Raw genomic sequence first — 19,000 nt, 5'->3', positions numbered from 1 at the left:
GAAGTTCTTGGCCCCGCCTTCACGCCGCCCAGCACTGTCCTCCGCCATCCACGCGCAGCACCTGGCCTGAGACGAACGCGCCCAACGGACCTGCGAACACCTCGACGACGCGCGCGACTTCGTCGACGGTCGCGATGCGATCGAGTGTGCCGGCTTCCACCATCCGGTTCTGATCCACCGCGCGCGTGCCCATGAAGCGGCCGGTGCGGGTGTCGCCGGGGGCTATGCAGTTCACGGTGATGTCATAGGATCGGAGCTGATCGGCGAGGCAACGCGTGTAATGCGTCATGCCGGCTTTCGCAACCGCATAGATCGAGCCGTTTGTGCGGCCCTTGAAGGCTGCGACCGAACCGATGGTGACGATGCGGCCCTGACGCCTCGGCATCATTTCCTTGGCCACCGCCTGGCAGGTCAGGATGGTTGAGAGCAGGTTGCGATCGAGCACCGCGCGAACATCCTCTTCGCGAATGCCGACGGCGTCGTTCGGATCCGGCTTGCCGCCTTTGGCCGCAATATCGCCACCTGCATTGTGAACCAAAATGTCGATCGGACCCAATTGCTTCGTCGTGGTCTCGACGACACGCGCGATGTCGGCGCCTTGCGTAAGGTCGCCGAGTACGCGGATAGTGCGTACCCCATGCGCCGCGGCCACCGCTTCCGCGACCGCCGTCAGCGTCGATCCCTCGCCATATTCGGCTGGGCCCTGTTCGCGCATCCCGTGGATGGCGACATCGGCGCCCATGGCCGCCAGCCGTTCGGCGAACGCGCGGCCTAGCCCGCGGCCAGCACCGGTGACCAACGCAACCTTTCCCTTCAGCGACCGCGCGTCGCCCCGTGATGCCATGACGTCCTCTCCTGATTTTCCCGAAATGTCAGTTCGCGGCGAGATCGAGGCCGATCGCGAGCGCCTGCACGAGGCACATCGGCGCGACCAGAGTGCGCAGCGCCGGCTCCGGCATGTCCTGAATTTCGAATACAACCGAGGCGCCTTCAACGATCGGGCTCAGCAAACTGTCGGTGATGGAGATCGCCGGCACGTTGCGCGCCACTAGTTCGGGAAACAGCCGCGCCGTATCAGGGTAATAGTTGCGGAAGCTGATCGCGACCAGCGCGTCTTCGGAAGTGGCCGGATGCGATTGTTCGTGGATGCTGCCGCCGGTCCCATCCAGCAACACCACGCGCCGCCCCAGTTTCCGCAGCACATAAGCCAGATGCGTTGCTACTGGAAACGAGCCGCCGAGGCCCAGCAGATAAATGTCGCGCGCCTTCGCCAATATCTTGATGGCAGCTTCGAGTTGGCGCTCATGGGCGGATTGGCTGAGCGTTACCAGGGCCGATTGCGCTTCCGCCACGAAGCGCCCCAGCACTGCCGCGGGCTTGCGGCCGAGGACGGACTTCTCCTCGCTCTTCATCCGCGCCAGCCGCGCCTTGTAGCTGGGCGCCACGCCGGCCACGAGGCGCGAGCGGAACACTTCCTGCATCTGAGTAAAGCCGCCGAAGCCGAGGGCGCGCGCGAAACGGACGATGGCCGACGGCGGCACGCCGGAACGCTCCGCAATCTCCGCGACCGTGCCCAATGCGACATCGATCGGATGATCGAGCACGAATTCCGCGATCTGCTGCAGGCGTCCAGACAAGGCGCGATGCCGTTGGGCGATCGTCCCACGCAACTCGTCGTAACTCATCGCCGTACCGGCAGGCTTGTTCATGGTGTCAACTTTACCCGATTGCGGCCGTTTCGCCGCTTGTTCTGGTCTCTGGTTCAAATATTCCACTTTACATTTAGAATAGAACGTTCATTCTATGGACCGCAACAACAAAATAAGCGGTTGGGAGGGAGCCATGAAACGACGTGAAATTTCGCGGCGGAGCGTTCTGCAGGGCAGCCTGATGGCCAGCTTCCTTGCCGGAACGGCGAGTTACTTCGGACCGTGGAAGGAAAACCGTGTCTGGGCGCAAGGCGCCGCCAAGCCGATCAAGCTCGGCCTGACCTGCGATGCCAGTGGTCAATACGGCAACAGCGGGCAGGACGATCTGCGCGGAATCCAGATGGCGATCGACGAGGCCAACACCAAAGGCGGCGTGCTTGGCCGCAAGATCACCTGGATCACGGCTGATACCGAAACAACGCCGGCCACCGGCAGCCGCCTCGCCGAGCGGTTCATCACAAGAGAAGACTGCACCATCCTGATCGGCGCGGTGCATTCGGGCGTCGCCAATGCCATCACTCAGGTCGCTGCCAAGAATGGCGTCATCTACCTGAACACGAATTCGTCGGCCCCCAGCGAGGCAGGGGAGAACTGCTCGCGTATCAAGTTTGTCTGGGACGGCAACGGCACCAATTTCTCCAAGGCGTCGGTCGCGAACGCCGTCAATTCGATCGGCAAGAACTGGATGCTGCTCACGAATGATTATGTGTGGGGCCACACCACCTCGGCGGCGACGAAAGCGCAGGTCGAAGCCGCCGGCGGCAAGGTCGTCGACAATCTGCTGGTGCCGCAGAACACCCGCGACTTCACGGCCTATCTCTTGAAGATCCAGCAGGCGAAGCCGGATGTCGTGGCAACCGCGATCGGCGGCGACGACATCAAGGCGCTGCGCGAGCAGGTAGCCCAGCTCAAGCTCGACGGTAAACCTGCCTGGATCAACAACCAGCAGGACTGGCCTGACGTCTGGGGCTCGCCCGACAGCCTGTTCGGTGTGTTCGGCACCACCTGGTATCACAAGCTGGCGCTGCCTGGCGTCGCTGATTTCGTCAAGAAATGGCAGGCCACCAACAAGGAGGGCTCGATTCCGGTGCCCGGCAATGTTTCCTACAACGGCTACATGGCCACACGGGAATTGCTACGCGCGATCGAGCGCGCCGGCTCGACCAACAACGTCAAGATCATCAAGGAGCTTGAGAATCTGAAGGTCTCGGCGACTGACCGTATGCAGCATTTTGATGCCTACATGGATCCGGTGACGCACCAGATGCAGCAGACGATCTATCTGGCGCGGCGCAATCCCAAGCCTGCGGACAAGACCGATCTGTACGAAATCATCAGTTGGACCGAGCCAAAGGCTGTGGCCGATACCGATGCGCAGGCCAAGTGCAAGCTGGTCCCCTACGAGCAGATTCCTACGGTTGATTCCTGAGTTCGCCGCTTGAATTCGCAGCGGGCGCGTCGTGTGCCCGCTGCCCTGCAACAGCAATACGAGAATGCAGCTTGTTCGATCTTCTGCCGCACATCCTCAACGGCCTCACGCTCGGCCTCCTGTTCGCGTTGATCGCGCTCGGATTCATGCTGATCGTGGGCCTCATGGAGCAGATCAATCTGGCGCACGGCTCGCTGTTCGCGCTCGGCGCCTATTTCGCCATGCAACTGATGGGGCCGCGCCCGCCGTTCCCGGCTGACCTTGCGCAGTCCTGGCTGGCATTGCCGCTCGGCTGGCGCTACGCCGCGACACTGATCCTGGCGCCGGCTGCGGTCGGCGTCGTCGGGATCGCCATCGAATTCTGCATGCGCCGGACCTACGGCAAGGATCCGCTTTACGGTTTGCTGCTGACCTTTGGCGCTGCTATGGTGATCGAGGAGATGATCCGCCTGACCTGGGGCACGCGCGACTACGTGTTGCAGGTGCCGCAAGCGGTCAATGGCGGTTTTATCTTCGGCGATCTGATCTGGTCGACCTACCGCTTCTATGCCGCGGGCATTGCAGTCGCGGTCATCGGCCTGGTCTGGCTCCTGATCGAAAAGACCTCGTTCGGCGCCACCGTGAAGGCGGGTGCGCATGACAGCGAAATCGTGCGCGCGCTCGGCATCAACCTGACGCGGCTGCGGCTGCTCGTCTTCGTGTTCGGCACCATGCTGGCGGCCATCGCCGGCATTATCGTGGCGCCGATCTGGGGCATACGTCCGCACATGGGCGTCGACGCCGTCATTCCGGCATTCCTGGTAATCGTGCTCGGCGGCGTCGGCAGTTTCTGGGGCGCGGTCGTTGCCGGCCTTCTGGTCGGGCTCGCCGTCGGTCTGTCCGGCGCCTACGCCTCCGAGTGGTCGTTGCTATCGATGTACGTGTTGCTGGTGGCGGTCGTGACGTTCAGGGCGCGCGGGCTCTGGGGCAAGAAAAGCGTGCTCGAGGCCTGAAGATGATCCCAACACCGCAATCCAATTCCGCGCGGCTCATCACGCCGACCATGCTGGTGCTGTGGCTGGTGCTGGCCACCGTGCCGCTCTGGATCGGGCGCGCCGGCCTCTATCCCTATCTCGGGATCGAGATCCTGATCTGGTCACTCTATGCGCTCGCGTTCAATCTCGTGCTGGGAACCGCCGGCCTGCCGTCATTCGGCCACGGCGCCTATTTCGGCATTGGAGCCTACGCTTTCGGCCTCTGCCAGTTCAATGTCGTCGCCAATCTCTGGGTCTGCCTTGCGGCTGCATTTGCAGTCGCGGGTTTGGCCGGCGCGCTGGTCGCGCTATTCATCTCGCACCGGCGGGGCATCTACTATGCGTTCATGACCATCGCCTTTGGCCAGATTTTCTGGACGCTTGCGATCAAGTCGCACAAGGTCACGGGCGGCGAGGATGGGCTGCTGAAGATCGCGCGGCTGCCCGCCGATTTTGGGTTTGCGTCGTTCGATCTCGCCGGCAATGTGGCATTCTACTATTTTGTCCTCATGGTCTTCGGAATCGCTGTTATCGCGCTGTGGCGGCTGGTGCATTCACCCTATGGCCGGGTTATCGCGGCGATCAAGCAGAGCGAAATCCGCGCTGCGCATCTCGGCTATAATGTGTGGCTCTACAAGGCGTCGATCTTCGCGCTGTCGGCGGCGGTATCAGGATTTGCCGGCGGCCTGTTCGCGATGGCGCAGCTTGCGGCGTTCCCTGATGTAATGAGCCTGCATCAGTCCGGCTACGTCGTGATGATGACGCTGGTCGGCGGCGGCCTCGTCAGCTTCTGGGGTCCTGTCATCGGCGTGTTTCTGTTCCTGATCGCGCGCGACGTGATCGGCGCCATGACGAACGCCTGGATGCTTTATTTCGGGCTGCTGTTCATCGCGGTCGTGCTCTTCCGGCCTGAGGGGGTTGCCGGAGCCGTCATGGCCGCGTGGCAGAACCGGTCGTTAAATTCGATGCGGAAGCAAGGCGGCACTGCGCTGCGTCTCTTGGTCGGAGGCGGACGATGGCGCTGATCGAAGTTTCCGGCGTTCATGTTCGCTTCGGCGACCGCGTCGTGCTTGAAAGCATCGACCTGACAGTACCCGAGGGGGAGTTCCACGGCCTGATGGGGCCGAACGGCGCCGGCAAGACCACATTCTTCAACGTGCTCACCGGCCGCGTCAAGCCGAGCCGTGGCTCGATTCGGTTCGACGGCGAGGATGTGACGGGGCTGAGTTCGCATCGCATTGCAGCCAAAGGCGTCGCCCGCTCGTTCCAGATCATGACACTGTTCGACGAGTTTTCCGCGCGCGAGAATGTCATGGTCGGCCTGCCGGGCTTTCGCGCCCGCGGATTCGATATGCACCGCGCCGTTGCCGGCGATCGCGGGTTTGCCGAGAAGGCTTCCGAGATACTTGTTACCGTTGGCCTTGCCGACAAGGGCGATACCCGCGCCAAGGATCTCAGCTATGGCGATCGCCGTGCGCTCGAGATCGCGGTCGCGCTGGGGCAGGGACCCCGCGCGTTGTGCCTGGACGAGCCAACCTCCGGGCTTGGCTCCGACGGCGTACAGCGCCTCGCGACGCTGGTTGGCCGGCTCAAGGGCAAGCTCACGATCGTGGCCATCGAGCACGACATGGAATTCCTGTTTTCGCTGGCTGACCGTATTTCCGTGATCCATTGGGGCCAAGTCGTCGCGCGCGGCGCGCCGCACGAGCTGCAGCAGAACGAATGGGTCAAGCGCTCTAACCTCGGGCGGTTCGCATGATTCTCCAGGTAGAGGCGGTCGATACGTTCTACGGTGAGACGCAGGCGCTGTTTGGCGCATCGCTATCTGTCGAGCGCGGCAAGGTATTTGCGCTGTTGGGCCCTAACGGCGCCGGCAAGACCACGATGCTGCGCTCGATCCTGGGATTGACCCGTCCGCGCCGAGGCGCCGTCAGGTTCGACGGCCGCGAGGTCACGCATAGCCCGACGCATGAAATCGCGCGCGGCGGGATCGGCTGGGTGCCCGACGATCGTCGGCTGTGTCCGACGCTCTCGGTGGCGCGCAATCTCGGCATTGCGCAGAAGCGGACGAAATTCCGGAGCTGGACCGTCAAGGAGGCGTGCGAAATCTTCTCGCCGCTCGAATACCTGATGGAACGCGAATGCGAAAACCTGTCGGGCGGCGAGATGCAAATGGTGGCGATCGCGCGTGCGCTTGTCGGATCGCCCGGACTGATCCTGTTCGACGAGCCGAGCCAGGGGCTCGCGCCGAAAATCGTTGGTGACGTGCTTGCGACCATCCGCAGGCTGCGGAACGAGGGCGTCGCCTCACTCGTGGTCGAGCAGAATGCCGAGATCGCGCTGTCGGTCGCCGACCAAGCCGCCGTTATCGACCGCGGCCGGATCGCCTGGAACGGAGATGCCGCGACGCTTCGTGACGACCGCGGCTTGCGCCAACGCCTGCTTGGAGTTCACTGATGGCCTCGCCGCTGCTCGTCCTCGATCAGGTCCGCAAGGTCTACACGCGTGGCCGCGTAGTGCGCCGGCCGACGTTCACACTTGAAGCCAATCTCGTGATCGACCGACCCGCTGTTATCGGCGTGGTCGGCCCGAACGGGGCCGGCAAGACGACGCTGTTCGAAATGATGACTGGCTCGAATGCGCCATCGTCCGGCCGCGTTTATGTCGCCGGCACAGATATCCATAAGGTCAAGTACCGCGAACGCGACCGCCTCGCGATCCATTATCACCAGACCTATCAGGTACGCCGCTTCCGCAAGCTGGTGCCATCGATACTCCTCGAAAAGTCGCCGACGCCGGCGCCGATGGTGCATCTGTTCGACGAGCCGCAATTCAACCTGCAGGACGGCTATATCGGCTTTATGCTCGATTTCTTCCGCAAACTGCGCGCGGAGGGGCGGCTCGTGGTGGTGTGCCTGCATCCGACTGCGGCCTGGCACCTGGAAATCCTGGCCGAAATCGCTGAGCAATATCTACTGGTCGCGGACGGTGGGGTCACGCGACAGCCGGATTTTGCGGCGCTCACCCGCGAGCCCCGGTTCCGGAGCTATCTGGGCCCGGAAATGACGCGGGCCGCGGAAGCGCTATGCGTCGGCCGCGCGGCCGCGCATCGTTGAATCGGCTTTGCAATTCGATCGGGCTTCCATCATATAGGCGCCTGATTTCCGCCGCGCGCGCCATTTGGCGACCAATAAGCTCAGGGAGAAAATCTCGTGGCATATTCCAATACCCAACTCTTCATCAACGGCAAATGGCGTCCGAGCCAGTCTGGCAAGACCATCGCCGTGCTCAACCCGGCGACCGAGGAAACGATCGGCACCGTTGCGCATGCCGACCGTGCCGATCTTGACGAGGCGCTGGAAGCCGCCGCCAAGGGATTTAAGGTCTGGCGCGCGGTGGCGCCGTTCGACCGCTGCAAGATCATGCGCAAGGCGGCCGCGATCATGCGCGAGCGCAATGACGAGATCGCGCCGCTGTTGACGATGGAGCAGGGCAAGACGCTGGCCGAGGCCAAGATGGAGGCCATGGCCGCCGCCGACGTCATCGAGTGGTTCGCCGAAGAAGCCAAGCGCGCCTATGGCCGGGTGATCCCGGCGCGCGGCCCCGGCATCTACCAGATCGCCGTCAAGGAGCCGGTCGGCCCGGTTGCGGCGTTTACGCCGTGGAATTTCCCGATCAACCAAGTGGTTCGCAAGCTCTCCGCGGGGCTCGCGGCCGGCTGTTCGATCATCGTCAAGGCGCCCGAGGAAACGCCGGCGTCGCCTGCGCAACTGATCAAGGCATTCGTCGATGCGGGCGTGCCTGACGGCGTCATCAATCTGGTCTACGGCGTGCCGTCGGAGATTTCGGAATATCTCATTCCGCATCCGGTGATCCGCAAGATTTCCTTCACCGGCTCCACCGTTGTGGGCAAACAGCTCTCCGCCTTGGCGGGCCTGCACATGAAGCGCGCCACCATGGAGCTGGGCGGCCACGCGCCGGCCATCGTGTTCAAGGACGCCGACGTGTCGTCGGCGGCCAAGATTCTGGCCGCAGCGAAGTACCGCAATGCCGGCCAGGTCTGCATCTCGCCGACGCGCATGCTGGTGCAGGACGACGTGTTCCGTGAATTCGTCGACAAGTTCGTCGAAGGCGCCAAGTCGATGAAGGTCGGCAATGGTCTCGATCCCGACTCGAAGATGGGGTCGCTCGCCAATCCGCGCCGCGTCACCGCCATCGAGGGCATGGTGCAGGATGCGGTCGGCAAGGGCGCCAAGCTCGAGACCGGCGGCCACCGCGTCGGCAACAAGGGCTACTTCTTCGAGCCGACGGTCGTCAGCGACGTGCCGAAGGATGCGCGCGCCATGAACGAGGAGCCGTTCGGGCCGCTGGCGCTGATCTCGCGATTCTCCACCTTCGACGAGGTAGCCGAGGAGGCCAACCGCTTGCCGTTCGGTCTCGCGTCCTACGCCTTTACCAGCTCGACCAAGACGGCGACCGCGATCGGCGCGGCAATCGAAGCCGGCATGGTCTCGATCAACAGTTTTGGTCTGGCCCTGCCCGAAGTGCCGTTCGGCGGCGTCAAGGATTCCGGCTATGGCTCGGAAGGTGGCACCGAGGCGATGGAGGGCTATTTCAATACCAAGTTCATCACCCAGACCGGGGTGTGAACCAGGCTGGCGAAGCCAGCCCCGTTTGCTTCGCCCATGATATGGCCCGACGCTCCACCCGAGCGTCGGGCTAATTTTTTACGATCCATGCAAGCAGCAGGATGACGAGCACGACGAGGCCCGCCGACAGGCTCTTCCAGAACACCAGCGGGTCGCGCTCGTAGAGCGAGCGCCGTGACGTGACGGCAGGTTTCGCCCACATCGCGCCGTTTTCGAGCTCGTGCGAGAATTCGATGACGTCGCCGTAGCGTTGCGCACGATCGACGTTGAGCGCCTTGCCGACCACCGCGTCCAGCCAGGCCGGCAGATCGGGGCGATAGCGCGAGAGGTAGGTTGGCTTGCCGAAGCGAGGCCGCGAGAACGGTTCGATTTCGCCGTAGGGATAGGCGGCGGTGAACATCCGGTACACGGTGACGCCGAGCGCATAGAGATCGGAAAGCTCGTCGCCGGGCCGCCCGCTGAACAACTCCGGCGCCATGTAGCTTGGCGTGCCCGGAATATCCTCCGCCGGGAAGTCCTCGAGCAACGGCACGCGCGCGACGCCAAGGTCGACCAGCCGCAATCCGCCGGCCTTCAACAGGATCACGTTGTCGGGCTTGATGTCGCGATGGATGATGCCGGCGCGGTGCAGGGTGGCAACCGCGCGCGCCAGCTTGGTCGCGATGCCGATGCCTTCGGCCAACGAAAGCTGCGGCGAACGTTTGAGGCGCTGTTCCAGCGTCTCGCCTTCGTAGAGCGGCATCACCGAATAGAGACGGCTCTGCCGCTCGGCAGGCAGTTCGATGATCTCTCCGATCCAAAGGCTGCGCACGCGGGCCGCGACCCATGCCTCGCGGACGAAGGCGAGGCGATAGGAGCCCTCACTGGCCACGCGCGGATGCGGAAACTTCAGCACGACTTCGCGGCCCTGCCGCTTGTCGATCGCCTTGAACAGTCGGCTGTAGCGGCCGTCTGACAGTATCTCGCCGAGCGTGAAAGCATCGATCACGTCGCCCGTCGCAGGCAAATCCAGAATCGGAAGCGTCGCGATCGAGTGAGTGAGCTCGTCCCGGTCGGCAGGAGGCAGGTCGACGACATCGAGCACCAACGCGGTCATGTTGTCGGTGGAGCCGGCATCCAGCGCCGCGTCGACGAGTGCGCGAGCGGATTCTTCCGGCGAGGTGCGCTCGCTCAACAATAGCTGCAGGCGGTGATCGGCTAGTACGCCATGGACGCCGTCGCTGCAGATCAGCAGCCTATCGTGCTGCCGCAACCCGACGGTGGCGTAGTCGAAGCGGGCAAAATCCTCGAAGCCGATGGCGCGGTTGAGCAGGTGAGCCAGATCACCGCGTCCGGCAATGTGGTCGGTGGTCAGCTGCTCCAGCCGCCCCTCGCTCAGGCGATAGGCGCGGGTATCGCCGATGTGAATGATGTGGCAAAGCCGCCGTGACAGGATGATCGACGAGAAGGCGCAACTCATGCCGCTGAGGCGGGGATCGGTGCGGCCTTGCGTATAGATCCAGCTATTGGCGGCTTCCAGCGAGCGCGATGCCCGGCGGCGTACGCCGAGCGTCTCGGGGAGGGAATAATAGGCGTCGATGAAGCAACGAACCGCAAGCTCTGCAGCCTCGCGCCCGCCCTTGTATCCGCCGACACCATCGGCGACGGCGGCGACGATGTCGCGGTTGCTCACACCAGATCGGCCGAGACAGGTCCCGACATAATCCTCATTGGCGGAGCGCTTGCCGGTCTCGCTGACGAAGCCGACACGAACCCCGAGATTCCGCTGCGAACCGATTGTCACCCGCGCGACCTGTCAATTTGGCAGCGCGCGCCGTCAGACCCGCGCTCCCGATGCGGCGCCCCATGTGGTGCGCCAGCGCACCTTGACCATGGCAAGTCCCAGGAAACCAAGCAATGCCAGCAGGCCGAAAAACAGGAAGCCCGGGCCGAAGCCGCCGGTCATTCCCTTGGCAATGCCGAGGGCCTTGGCAAGGAAGAAGCCGCCGATGCCTCCGGCACAACCCACCATGCCGGTCATCAGGCCGATCTCCTGGCGGAAGCGGAGCGGAATGAGCTGAAACACGGCGCCATTGCCCATGCCGAGCGCGAGGACTCCGATCGAGAACAGCAGCACCGACAGCCAGGCGATCCGCGGCATTTCGGTGAGCGCCCAACCCGCAGCCGCTGGTGCGGCCGGCCCCTCCGGCATGAAGGCGATGACGAGATATGCCGCCACGACGACGCCAAAAAACATCGACAATGAACGGATGCCGCCGATGCGGTCGGCGATCAGGCCGCCGACGGGGCGGAAACCCGAGCCGAAAGCAACGATCAAGGAAACCAGCAGACCCGCCGCGACGCCTGATACGTGATATTGCACAGTGAAATACAGCGGCAACGCGTTGGCCAGTCCGACGAAGCCGCCGAAGGTGATGAAGTAGAAGAACATGAACCAGCGGCTGTCGGGATCGCGCAGCAACGTGCCATAAGCCTTCAGCGAGATCGGTTTGCGCTCTCCGGGCGCGTCCTTGGCGGCATAGGCGTAGTAGGCGAGGATCAGCACCATCGGAACGAGCAGCACGCCGAACACGGCTTGCCAGCCCCAAAGCTCGGCAATCGTCGGCGCGAACATCGTGTCGAGCACGACACCCATGTTGCCGGCGCCGGCGATACCCATCACCACGCCTTGATATTGCGGCGGATACCAGCGGCTCGCCTGCGGCAGTGCCACCGCGAACGAAGCGCCGCCGATGCCGAGCGCGAGACCGAAGATTTCGACCGACAGCTTGCTCGGGAGTCCGAAGTAGCAAACCCAGGACGTCGCGGCGATGACGACGAGTTGCGCGACAATTCCGGTCCGCTTGGCGCCGAACAGATCGGCGAGAATACCCATCGGCACGCGCAGCAGTGCGCCGGCCAGAACCGGGATGGCAACGAGCGTGAACTTCTCGTCGACGGCCAGGTTCATGTCATGCACGATGTAGACGATCAATGGACCGAGCGCGACCCAAGCCATGAAGCTTATGTCGAAATAGAGAAAGGCGGCGAGTAGCGTGGGCCAATGGCCGGCCTTCTTGAATTCAGCAAACTTCATCGAGCAGCCTCGAACAGCGGCCTGTGATACCGCGCGGGCCGCGCGGTGATCTCGGCACAAAGAGACGGAATTTGGGAAGCGAGTCGGCTCGTCGTTGAGACGCACTCTAGGTCTCAGCGTCAGCAATTCACGTGCCAGACAAACAAGCGCGCCACTTGGCGTGTATTTGCAGTACCTTGCCAGGTGCGCCCAAACTGCCGCGAATGCGGCCGCTGCTCCGTTTGTTGGCAAAACCAGCCGCTCGAACGAGCAGTGTGGTGTTTTATTATGCTGTGCGAAGTATTAACGGAGAAGGCTCTCCTGAAACCCGCCAGTCCGCGCCGTGCTATTTCCACGGGCACATTGCCATCGAGTCATGGTGAAGTATTCCGGTTGTGCACAACGGATAGCCCGTACGGGTGATTTTTTGGGCATCTATGCACGCGATGGTGCAGCCAGTTCACGATTAATCGACTGAAGCGCTGTGTTGCGCCCGAAGAATTACGGGTTCGGCGTTGGCACGTCTCTTGAATACATGAGATATCGATCGTCATAGTCGACGATACTCTGCCCGCCGATGGGCGCTCCTCAATCATCAATAATTCTCGCCAATCGACGATGCAGAGTTGCGTCGCCGAGCGGGGCCATCGGAACCTGAATTAGAAGGCAGAGCATGCTCGACAAAGTAAACAAGCCGAAGTTGGTTGTGATCGGCAACGGCATGGCCGGCATCCGCACCGTGGAATTGCTGCTGGACCGTGCGCCCCATCTCTATGACATCACCGTGTTCGGCTCCGAGCCATACGGCAACTACAACCGGATTCTGCTGTCGCCCGTGCTTGCCGGCGAGAAGACCGTCGACGACATCATGCTCAACACGGAGCAGTGGTACGAGGACAACGGGATCACGCTGCGCAAGGGCGAGATGATCGAGATGATCGATCGGCGTACCTGCGAAGTCGTGACGAGAGAGGGCGCGCGGGTACCCTACGATCGCCTGCTGATCGCCACCGGCTCGAACCCGATCATGTTGCCGCTTCCGGGCAAGGATCTCCGGGGCGTCATCGGCTTTCGCGATATCCAGGACGTCGAGCACATGGTCCAAGCCTCGACGAGCTTCAAGAACGCCGTCGTGATCGGCGGCGGTCTGCTTGGCCTCGAAGCGGCCAACGGCCTGATGAAGCGCGGCATGAACGTCACCGTCGTGCATCTGCTCGACACGCTGATGGAGCGCCAGCTCGATCAGGTCGCGGGCGGATTGCTGCGCAAGTCGCTGGAAGAGCGCGGCATGGTGTTCAAGATGCCGGCGCAAACGGAGGCGATTCTCGGCGAGGATCGCGTAACCGCTGTGCGCTTCGCCGACGGCGAGGAGATCCCTGCGGATCTGGTCGTGATGGCGGTCGGCATCCGCCCGAATATCGAGCTGGCGCGTAAGGCAGGCCTCTATTGCGAGCGCGGCATCGTGGTCTCCGACACCATGCAGACCTACGACGGCCGAATCTACGCCGTCGGCGAATGCGTGCAGCACCGGCGCCAGACCTACGGGCTCGTGGCTCCCTTGTTCGACCAGGCCAAGGTCTGCGCCAACCACCTCGCCATGAAGGGTTTCGCCACCTATGACGGGTCGGTGGTTTCGACCAAACTGAAGGTGACCGGGATCGACCTGTTCTCCGCCGGCGACTTCGCGCCGGGTGCGGACAAGGAAGAGATCGTCATGCAGGACGCCTCCCGCGGCGTCTACAAGCGCATCATCCTGCGCGACAAGAAGATCGTCGGCGCCGTGCTCTATGGCGATACCATCGACGGCCCGTGGTACTTCCAGCATCTGCGCGACGGCACCGACGTTTCGCAGATGCGCGAGCGGCTGGTGTTCGGTGCCGCCAATCTCGGCGACGGCGGCCATAGCGGCAAGAACTCGGTCGCCGCCATGAGCGATGATACGGAAATCTGCGGATGCAACGGCGTCTGCAAGGGAACGATCGTCAAGGCAATCAGCGAAAAGAAGCTCTTCACGATCGACGACGTGCGTGCCCACACCAAGGCGTCGTCGTCGTGCGGCTCCTGTACCGGCCTGGTCGAGCAGGTTCTCGCTTTCACGCTCGGCGGCGACTATTCGGCGGCGCCGAAGGTCAAGCCGATGTGCGCGTGCACCGATCACAGCCACGATGACGCGCGCCGCGTCATCGTCGAGAATGGATTGAAAATCATCCCCGATGTCATGAAGTTCATGGACTGGAAAACGCCGAACGGATGCCACTCCTGCCGGCCTGCCCTGAACTATTATCTGCTCGCCACCTGGCCCGGCGAGTATCGCGATGATCAGCAGTCGCGCTATATCAACGAGCGCGTCCACGCCAATATCCAGAAGGACGGAACGTACTCTGTCGTGCCGCGGATGTGGGGCGGCGTCACGACGCCGGATGAACTGCGCGCCATTGCCGACGTCGCGGACAAGTTCAAGATTCCGACCGTCAAGGTGACCGGCGGACAGCGCATCGATCTTCTGGGCGTAAAGAAGGAGGACCTGCCCGCGGTCTGGGCCGATCTCAATAATGCAGGGATGGTGTCGGGCCATGCCTATGCCAAGGGATTGCGCACGGTGAAGACTTGTGTCGGATCGGAATGGTGCCGTTTCGGCACGCAGGATTCGACCGGCCTCGGTATCAAGCTCGAAAAGTTCATGTGGGGTTCGTGGACGCCGGCCAAGGTGAAGCTTGCGGTCTCCGGTTGTCCGCGTAACTGCGCGGAAGCAACCTGCAAGGACGTCGGCGTCGTCTGCGTCGATTCCGGATTCGAGATCCATTTCGCCGGCGCTGCCGGTCTTCACATCAAGGGAACCGAATTCCTGGCCAAGGCAGCGACGGAGGAGGAGACGCTCGAAATCATCGCTGCGCTGACGCAGCTCTATCGCGAACAGGGCTGGTATCTGGAGCGCATGTACAAGTGGTGCGATCGGGTCGGCCTCGACGCGATCCGCAAGCAGGTGGTCGACGATGTCGCCAACCGCAAGGCGCTGTTCAGCCGTTTCGCCTATTCGCAGCAATTCTCGCAGAGCGATCCCTGGGCGGCGCGCGCCCAGCGCGGCGTCGACCGTAACGAATTCACCCCGTTGGCGGAGCTCGAACTCGCATGACCAAATGGATCGAAATCGGGGCGTTGAACGACATTCCCGTTCTCGGCTCGCGCGTGGTGAGGACGGCCTCCGGAGACATTGCAGTATTCCGGACCAGCGAGGACGAGGTGTTCGCGCTCGATGACCGCTGTCCGCACAAGGGCGGACCGTTGTCGCAAGGCATCGTCCACAACAAGCGCGTCACCTGTCCGCTGCACAATTTCGTCATCGAGCTCAGAAGCGGCATGGCGGTCGCGCCCGACGAGGGATGCACGCGCGCGCACCCGACCAAAGTGGAGAACGGCATGGTCTGGCTTAGCGTCCAAACGGCAACGGCTGTGCCCGCCGAGTGAGGGTGATCGCCCCGTGCCAGTGAAGACAACCTGTCCGTATTGCGGGGTCGGCTGCGGCGTTGTCGCTGACAGGGGTCCCGCCGGCGCCGTGACCGTCCGGGGCGATCCGCTTCATCCCGCCAATTTCGGGCGGCTGTGCGCGAAAGGCTCGGCGCTCGCCGAGACCATCGGCCTCGAGGGGCGGCTGCTCGCGCCTGTGGTCAACGGGCAGGAAACGAACTGGGATACGGCGCTCGATCATGTCGCGGAAGGATTTGGCAGAATCATCCGCGAGCATGGACCGGATTCGATCGCGTTCTATGTCTCCGGCCAGATTCTCACCGAGGACTATTACGTCATCAACAAGCTCGCCAAGGGCTTCATCGGCACTGCGAACATCGACACCAACTCGCGGCTGTGCATGGCCTCGAGCGTGGCAGGCCACAAGCGTGCGTTCGGCAGCGACACCGTTCCGGGTTGTTATGAGGATCTCGAGACCGCCGATCTCCTGGTGTTCGTCGGCTCCAATGCCGCCTGGTGCCATCCGATCCTCTACCAGCGCATGGTGGCGGCCAAGGCCAGCAACCCCGCGTGCCGCATCGTCGTGATCGACCCGCGGCGGACCGCAACATGTGACGGCGCCGATCTGCACCTGCCGCTTCGCTCGGGCAGCGACTCCGTGCTGTTCAACGGGTTGCTTGCGCATCTTGCATCGCGCAACGCCATCGATCGCGCGTTCGTGGATGGCTTCACCACCGGAGCCGAAGCCGCGCTGCGGCAGGTCGCCGGCCAGACGGTCGCACAGACGGCCGACATCTGTGGGCTGGGCGAGGGCGCAGTGGCGTTGTTCTTCGACTGGTTTGCCAGAACCGAGCGGGTCGTCACGCTCTATTCGCAAGGTATCAACCAGTCGAGCAGCGGCGTCGACAAGGTCAATTCGATCATCAACTGTCATTTGTTGACCGGCCGCATCGGGCGGCCGGGTATGGGGCCATTCTCGCTGACCGGGCAACCCAACGCCATGGGCGGCCGGGAAGTCGGCGGGCTGGCCAACCAGCTCGCCGCCCATATGGAGATCGAGAACCCGCAGCATCGCGACATCGTTCAACGCTTCTGGCAATCGCCTGTGATCGCGGACAAGCAGGGCCTCAAGGCCATTGACATGTTCGACGCGATTGCCGATCGGCGCATCAAGGCGGTCTGGATCATGTCCACCAATCCGCTGGTCAGCCTGCCGGATGCCGATCGCGTGCGCGGCGCACTAGAGGGATGCGAGCTCGTCGTCGTGTCCGATTGCATGCGGCATACCGACACCACGCGTCATGCACACGTGTTGCTGCCGGCGCTCACCTGGGGCGAAAAGGACGGCACCGTCACCAACTCCGAACGCCGCATTTCCCGGCAGCGATCGTTCCTGCCGGCGCCCGGCGCCGCAAGGGCCGATTGGCAGACCGTCTGCGACGTCGCCCGGCGCATGGGCTTTTCGGGGTTCGACTATCCGAGCGCTGCGGCGATCTTCCGCGAGCATGCCGGGCTTTCGAGTTTCGAGAATAACGGGACGCGCGATTTCGACCTGTCGGCCCTGAACACGCTCGACGACCGCGCTTACGATGCGCTTACTCCGATCCAATGGCCTGTGACGCGCGAGTATCCGACCGGCACGCCACGGATGTTCGAAACGCGCGAATTCTTCACTGCCGACCGCAAAGCCCGTTTCGTGCCGGTGACGCCGCGTGCTGCCGTCAACGCAACCAGCCGCGACTATCCGCTGGTGCTCAATACCGGGCGGGTCCGCGATCAATGGCACACCATGACGCGGACCGGGAAATCGCCCCGGCTGCTGGCGCATGTTTTCGAGCCGCATGCCGAATTCCATCCCGATGACGCGCGCATGGCCGGCGTGGAGAATGGCGGGCTTGCGCGGCTGACCAGCCCGTGGGGCGAGATGGTGGCGCGCGTCGTCGTCACCGCTGAGCAGCGGCGCGGCTGCGTGTTCGTGCCGATGCACTGGAATGGCGAGTATGCCGGCGAGGGCCGGGTCAACGCGCTGGTCAATCCGGCGACCGATCCGATCTCCGGACAGCCAGAGTCCAAGCACACGCCGGTCAAGACAGCCGCTTACTTGCCGAAATGGCATGCCTTCATCCTCAGCCGCAGGGAGATCGAGCGTCCCGCCGCGGGTTACTGGGTCGGCGGGCTTTCGGGGACGTGTTGGCGGATGGAACTCGCCGGCGACGAGCGGCCGCCGAGCTGGCGCGATTGGGCACGGGCGCAACTCCGAGTCGGGCACGACATCGAGTGGATCGCCTATCGCGATCCGAAGGTTGGCCGCTTCCGCTACGCGGCCGTTCGTGACGGCCGGCTGGAAGGCTGCGTGTTCATTGCGCCCGATCACAGGTTGGTTTCGCGGTCGTGGCTCTCTGGCCTATTCGCGGAACAGGAATTGTCACCGAGTGCGCGGATGTCGCTGTTGACAGGGCAGCCGCTCGATGCCGCTCAGGACGTCGGGCCCATCGTCTGCTCGTGCTTCGGCGTCGGGCAGCACCAAATCTCGGCCGAAATCCAAAATGGAGCGGCTAGCGTCGATGACGTTGGCCGCCGCCTGAAGGCCGGCACAAATTGCGGCGCCTGCAAGCCGGAGATCGGGAAGCTATTGCGCGGCGCGGCCGTGCGCGACCCGCATCCGGCATGAAACCGGCCGCACTCGCCGCTAGTTCTTGATCGCATAGAGCGGCGTTCGCAGCGTTAGCTGATACGATGGCTTCGGCGTCCAGGCGATCTGCGCGGTGATGCCGAACAGCCGATTATCGTCGTCATCCATGCGGTCGAGGTCGAACCGCACGATCGGCTGCGTGAATGCGGGAAACGGCGTCAGATTCAGAAGCTGCGCGCCGCCGAAGGATTGCATGCCGAAGCGGCCCGTTAGCTTCCAATTGTTGTCCCATTGATAATAGCCGCCGACATAGCCCATGATATCGGGGCTGACGCGGGCGAGCGGGGTATCGACGAACACTCTGGCGTATTGCGCGCCAGCGAGCAGCCCGCGCGTCTCATCCGCGTTCAGCGCGTAGTCCGCCTCGAGGATGGTGTTGTAGGCAGTCGTGGCCAGCGGCGCGTCCGAAATCGATCGCGTCGCGTTGGCTTGGATGGTGATGGTCGGGAACATTCCGCCGTTCTGCTGATAGATGTCGGCCTGAAATCCGACGGTAAAAGCGTAGATCGAGAACGTCGTCCAGGGATCGGTACCCGCCTGCGAGGTGGCTCCGCTGACCCCGCCATACACCGAGAGCCGATCGTTGACATCGACGGTCAAGGGCAGGTCGACCGAGACGCTTTGGCTGGACGGCGAGGTAAGGGTTCGGAGCGAGGAAAGGTTCGCCAGCCTCGACAGCAACGGAGGTGCGCTAAACCCGATCGAGAGCGAGCCGGCGGGCAACGTCGAGTAGATGGTTCTCATATCGAGGTAGAAGTTCGGCAGGGCGGGCTTGGTTGTTGCCGCATCTTCTTCATCGTCGTCTTTGTCTTTTCCGAGGGCCAGACCCGAAAGGCAGAACGACACCAGCACGCCGAAAGCCGCGCTTCTGACAGATCGCGCTGGCGCGAACCTCAGCCGCCGAGGTGCAGTAGATCTGGTAATATTCGTGCTCAATCGACGCCGCCTTTGACTCGCCCACATGACCATTTGGCCGCGGCGAATACAA

General features: G+C 63.2%; 15 protein-coding genes. 10 read left to right on the top strand and 5 right to left on the bottom strand.

The features are described from left to right. Window positions 1–19 precede the first annotated feature (19 nt). Together KJQ96_RS17900 and KJQ96_RS17895 are read right to left on the bottom strand one after the other, a co-directional pair. Window positions 20–844 carry an SDR family NAD(P)-dependent oxidoreductase gene (locus KJQ96_RS17900; RefSeq protein WP_213287888.1) on the bottom strand — a complete coding sequence of 275 codons (825 nt, stop codon included), beginning with the start codon at window positions 842–844 and terminating at the stop codon, window positions 20–22. 28 nt (window positions 845–872) lie between these two features. After that, on the bottom strand, window positions 873–1,709 hold the full coding sequence (locus KJQ96_RS17895) for a MurR/RpiR family transcriptional regulator (RefSeq protein ID WP_213287887.1): 837 nt from the start codon (window positions 1,707–1,709) through the stop codon (window positions 873–875). A gap of 133 nt (window positions 1,710–1,842) precedes the next feature. On the opposite strand from KJQ96_RS17895, the gene KJQ96_RS17890 reads away from it, so the two are divergent. The 7 genes from KJQ96_RS17890 (at window position 1,843) to KJQ96_RS17860 (ending at window position 8,800) form a co-directional block, all read left to right on the top strand. Next, window positions 1,843–3,138: an ABC transporter substrate-binding protein gene (locus tag KJQ96_RS17890; RefSeq protein ID WP_249734155.1), complete on the top strand. Its 1,296-nt coding sequence runs from the start codon at window positions 1,843–1,845 to the stop codon at window positions 3,136–3,138. 71 nt (window positions 3,139–3,209) lie between these two features. Further along, window positions 3,210–4,130 carry a branched-chain amino acid ABC transporter permease gene (locus KJQ96_RS17885; RefSeq protein WP_213287886.1) on the top strand — a complete coding sequence of 307 codons (921 nt, stop codon included), beginning with the start codon at window positions 3,210–3,212 and terminating at the stop codon, window positions 4,128–4,130. A gap of 2 nt (window positions 4,131–4,132) precedes the next feature. Further along, on the top strand, window positions 4,133–5,176 hold the full coding sequence (locus tag KJQ96_RS17880) for a branched-chain amino acid ABC transporter permease (RefSeq protein ID WP_213287885.1): 1,044 nt from the start codon (window positions 4,133–4,135) through the stop codon (window positions 5,174–5,176). Next, window positions 5,167–5,910, top strand: coding sequence for an ABC transporter ATP-binding protein (locus KJQ96_RS17875; protein ID WP_213287884.1), 744 nt, complete (start codon window positions 5,167–5,169; stop codon window positions 5,908–5,910). Before KJQ96_RS17880 ends, KJQ96_RS17875 begins: the two co-directional genes overlap by 10 nt. Continuing rightward, complete coding sequence (locus KJQ96_RS17870; RefSeq protein ID WP_213287883.1) at window positions 5,907–6,608, top strand: ABC transporter ATP-binding protein; 702 nt, start codon at window positions 5,907–5,909, stop codon at window positions 6,606–6,608. The genes KJQ96_RS17875 and KJQ96_RS17870 overlap by 4 nt, the downstream gene beginning before the upstream one ends. Next, on the top strand, window positions 6,608–7,267 hold the full coding sequence (locus KJQ96_RS17865) for an ATP-binding cassette domain-containing protein (RefSeq protein ID WP_213287882.1): 660 nt from the start codon (window positions 6,608–6,610) through the stop codon (window positions 7,265–7,267). Before KJQ96_RS17870 ends, KJQ96_RS17865 begins: the two co-directional genes overlap by 1 nt. Before the next feature lie 96 nt (window positions 7,268–7,363). Beyond that, window positions 7,364–8,800 (top strand): NAD-dependent succinate-semialdehyde dehydrogenase, encoded by a 1,437-nt coding sequence (locus tag KJQ96_RS17860; RefSeq protein WP_213287881.1) that lies wholly within the window; start codon window positions 7,364–7,366, stop codon window positions 8,798–8,800. A gap of 70 nt (window positions 8,801–8,870) precedes the next feature. Here KJQ96_RS17860 and KJQ96_RS41740 read toward each other — a convergent pair whose 3' ends face one another. Both KJQ96_RS41740 and KJQ96_RS17850 read right to left on the bottom strand, forming a co-directional pair. Next, on the bottom strand, window positions 8,871–10,583 hold the full coding sequence (locus KJQ96_RS41740; RefSeq protein WP_309142430.1) for a bifunctional protein-serine/threonine kinase/phosphatase: 1,713 nt from the start codon (window positions 10,581–10,583) through the stop codon (window positions 8,871–8,873). A 33-nt stretch (window positions 10,584–10,616) separates the two neighbouring features. Further along, a complete protein-coding gene (locus KJQ96_RS17850; protein ID WP_213287880.1) occupies window positions 10,617–11,876 on the bottom strand; it encodes an MFS transporter in 1,260 nt (419 codons plus the stop codon). A gap of 652 nt (window positions 11,877–12,528) precedes the next feature. On the opposite strand from KJQ96_RS17850, the gene nirB reads away from it, so the two are divergent. Genes nirB through KJQ96_RS17835 form a run of 3 tightly spaced genes read left to right on the top strand, consistent with a single transcriptional unit; the run spans window position 12,529 to window position 17,991 of the window. Beyond that, window positions 12,529–14,988 (top strand): nitrite reductase large subunit NirB, encoded by a 2,460-nt coding sequence (gene nirB, locus KJQ96_RS17845; RefSeq protein WP_213287879.1) that lies wholly within the window; start codon window positions 12,529–12,531, stop codon window positions 14,986–14,988. Beyond that, window positions 14,985–15,320, top strand: coding sequence for a nitrite reductase small subunit NirD (gene nirD, locus KJQ96_RS17840; protein WP_213287878.1), 336 nt, complete (start codon window positions 14,985–14,987; stop codon window positions 15,318–15,320). The genes nirB and nirD overlap by 4 nt, the downstream gene beginning before the upstream one ends. A 13-nt stretch (window positions 15,321–15,333) precedes the next feature. Further along, on the top strand, window positions 15,334–17,991 hold the full coding sequence (locus tag KJQ96_RS17835; RefSeq protein ID WP_213287877.1) for a nitrate reductase: 2,658 nt from the start codon (window positions 15,334–15,336) through the stop codon (window positions 17,989–17,991). An 18-nt stretch (window positions 17,992–18,009) separates the two neighbouring features. Here KJQ96_RS17835 and KJQ96_RS17830 read toward each other — a convergent pair whose 3' ends face one another. Next, window positions 18,010–18,864, bottom strand: a complete 855-nt coding sequence (locus tag KJQ96_RS17830; RefSeq protein WP_309142429.1) for a hypothetical protein — start codon at window positions 18,862–18,864, stop codon at window positions 18,010–18,012. Window positions 18,865–19,000: the final 136 nt, after the last annotated feature.

Origin of the sequence: Bradyrhizobium sp. sGM-13 (genome assembly GCF_018398875.1) — a bacterium.
In the GTDB taxonomy this organism is placed as follows: Bacteria; Pseudomonadota; Alphaproteobacteria; order Rhizobiales; family Xanthobacteraceae; genus Bradyrhizobium.
This window is presented reverse-complemented; position numbering and strand designations above follow the sequence as displayed.

Excerpts from the sequence above, each read along its gene's own strand:
- KJQ96_RS17900 (WP_213287888.1), bottom strand. The coding sequence starts at position 844 with ATGGCATCACGGGGCGACGCGCGGTCGCTGAAGGGAAAGGTTGCGTTG.
- KJQ96_RS17895 (WP_213287887.1), bottom strand. The coding sequence starts at position 1,709 with ATGAACAAGCCTGCCGGTACGGCGATGAGTTACGACGAGTTGCGTGGG.
- KJQ96_RS17880 (WP_213287885.1), top strand. The coding sequence starts at position 4,133 with ATGATCCCAACACCGCAATCCAATTCCGCGCGGCTCATCACGCCGACC.
- KJQ96_RS17890 (WP_249734155.1), top strand. The coding sequence starts at position 1,843 with ATGAAACGACGTGAAATTTCGCGGCGGAGCGTTCTGCAGGGCAGCCTG.
- KJQ96_RS17865 (WP_213287882.1), top strand. The coding sequence starts at position 6,608 with ATGGCCTCGCCGCTGCTCGTCCTCGATCAGGTCCGCAAGGTCTACACG.
- KJQ96_RS17870 (WP_213287883.1), top strand. The coding sequence starts at position 5,907 with ATGATTCTCCAGGTAGAGGCGGTCGATACGTTCTACGGTGAGACGCAG.
- KJQ96_RS17875 (WP_213287884.1), top strand. The coding sequence starts at position 5,167 with ATGGCGCTGATCGAAGTTTCCGGCGTTCATGTTCGCTTCGGCGACCGC.
- nirD (WP_213287878.1), top strand. The coding sequence starts at position 14,985 with ATGACCAAATGGATCGAAATCGGGGCGTTGAACGACATTCCCGTTCTC.
- KJQ96_RS17850 (WP_213287880.1), bottom strand. The coding sequence starts at position 11,876 with ATGAAGTTTGCTGAATTCAAGAAGGCCGGCCATTGGCCCACGCTACTC.
- nirB (WP_213287879.1), top strand. The coding sequence starts at position 12,529 with ATGCTCGACAAAGTAAACAAGCCGAAGTTGGTTGTGATCGGCAACGGC.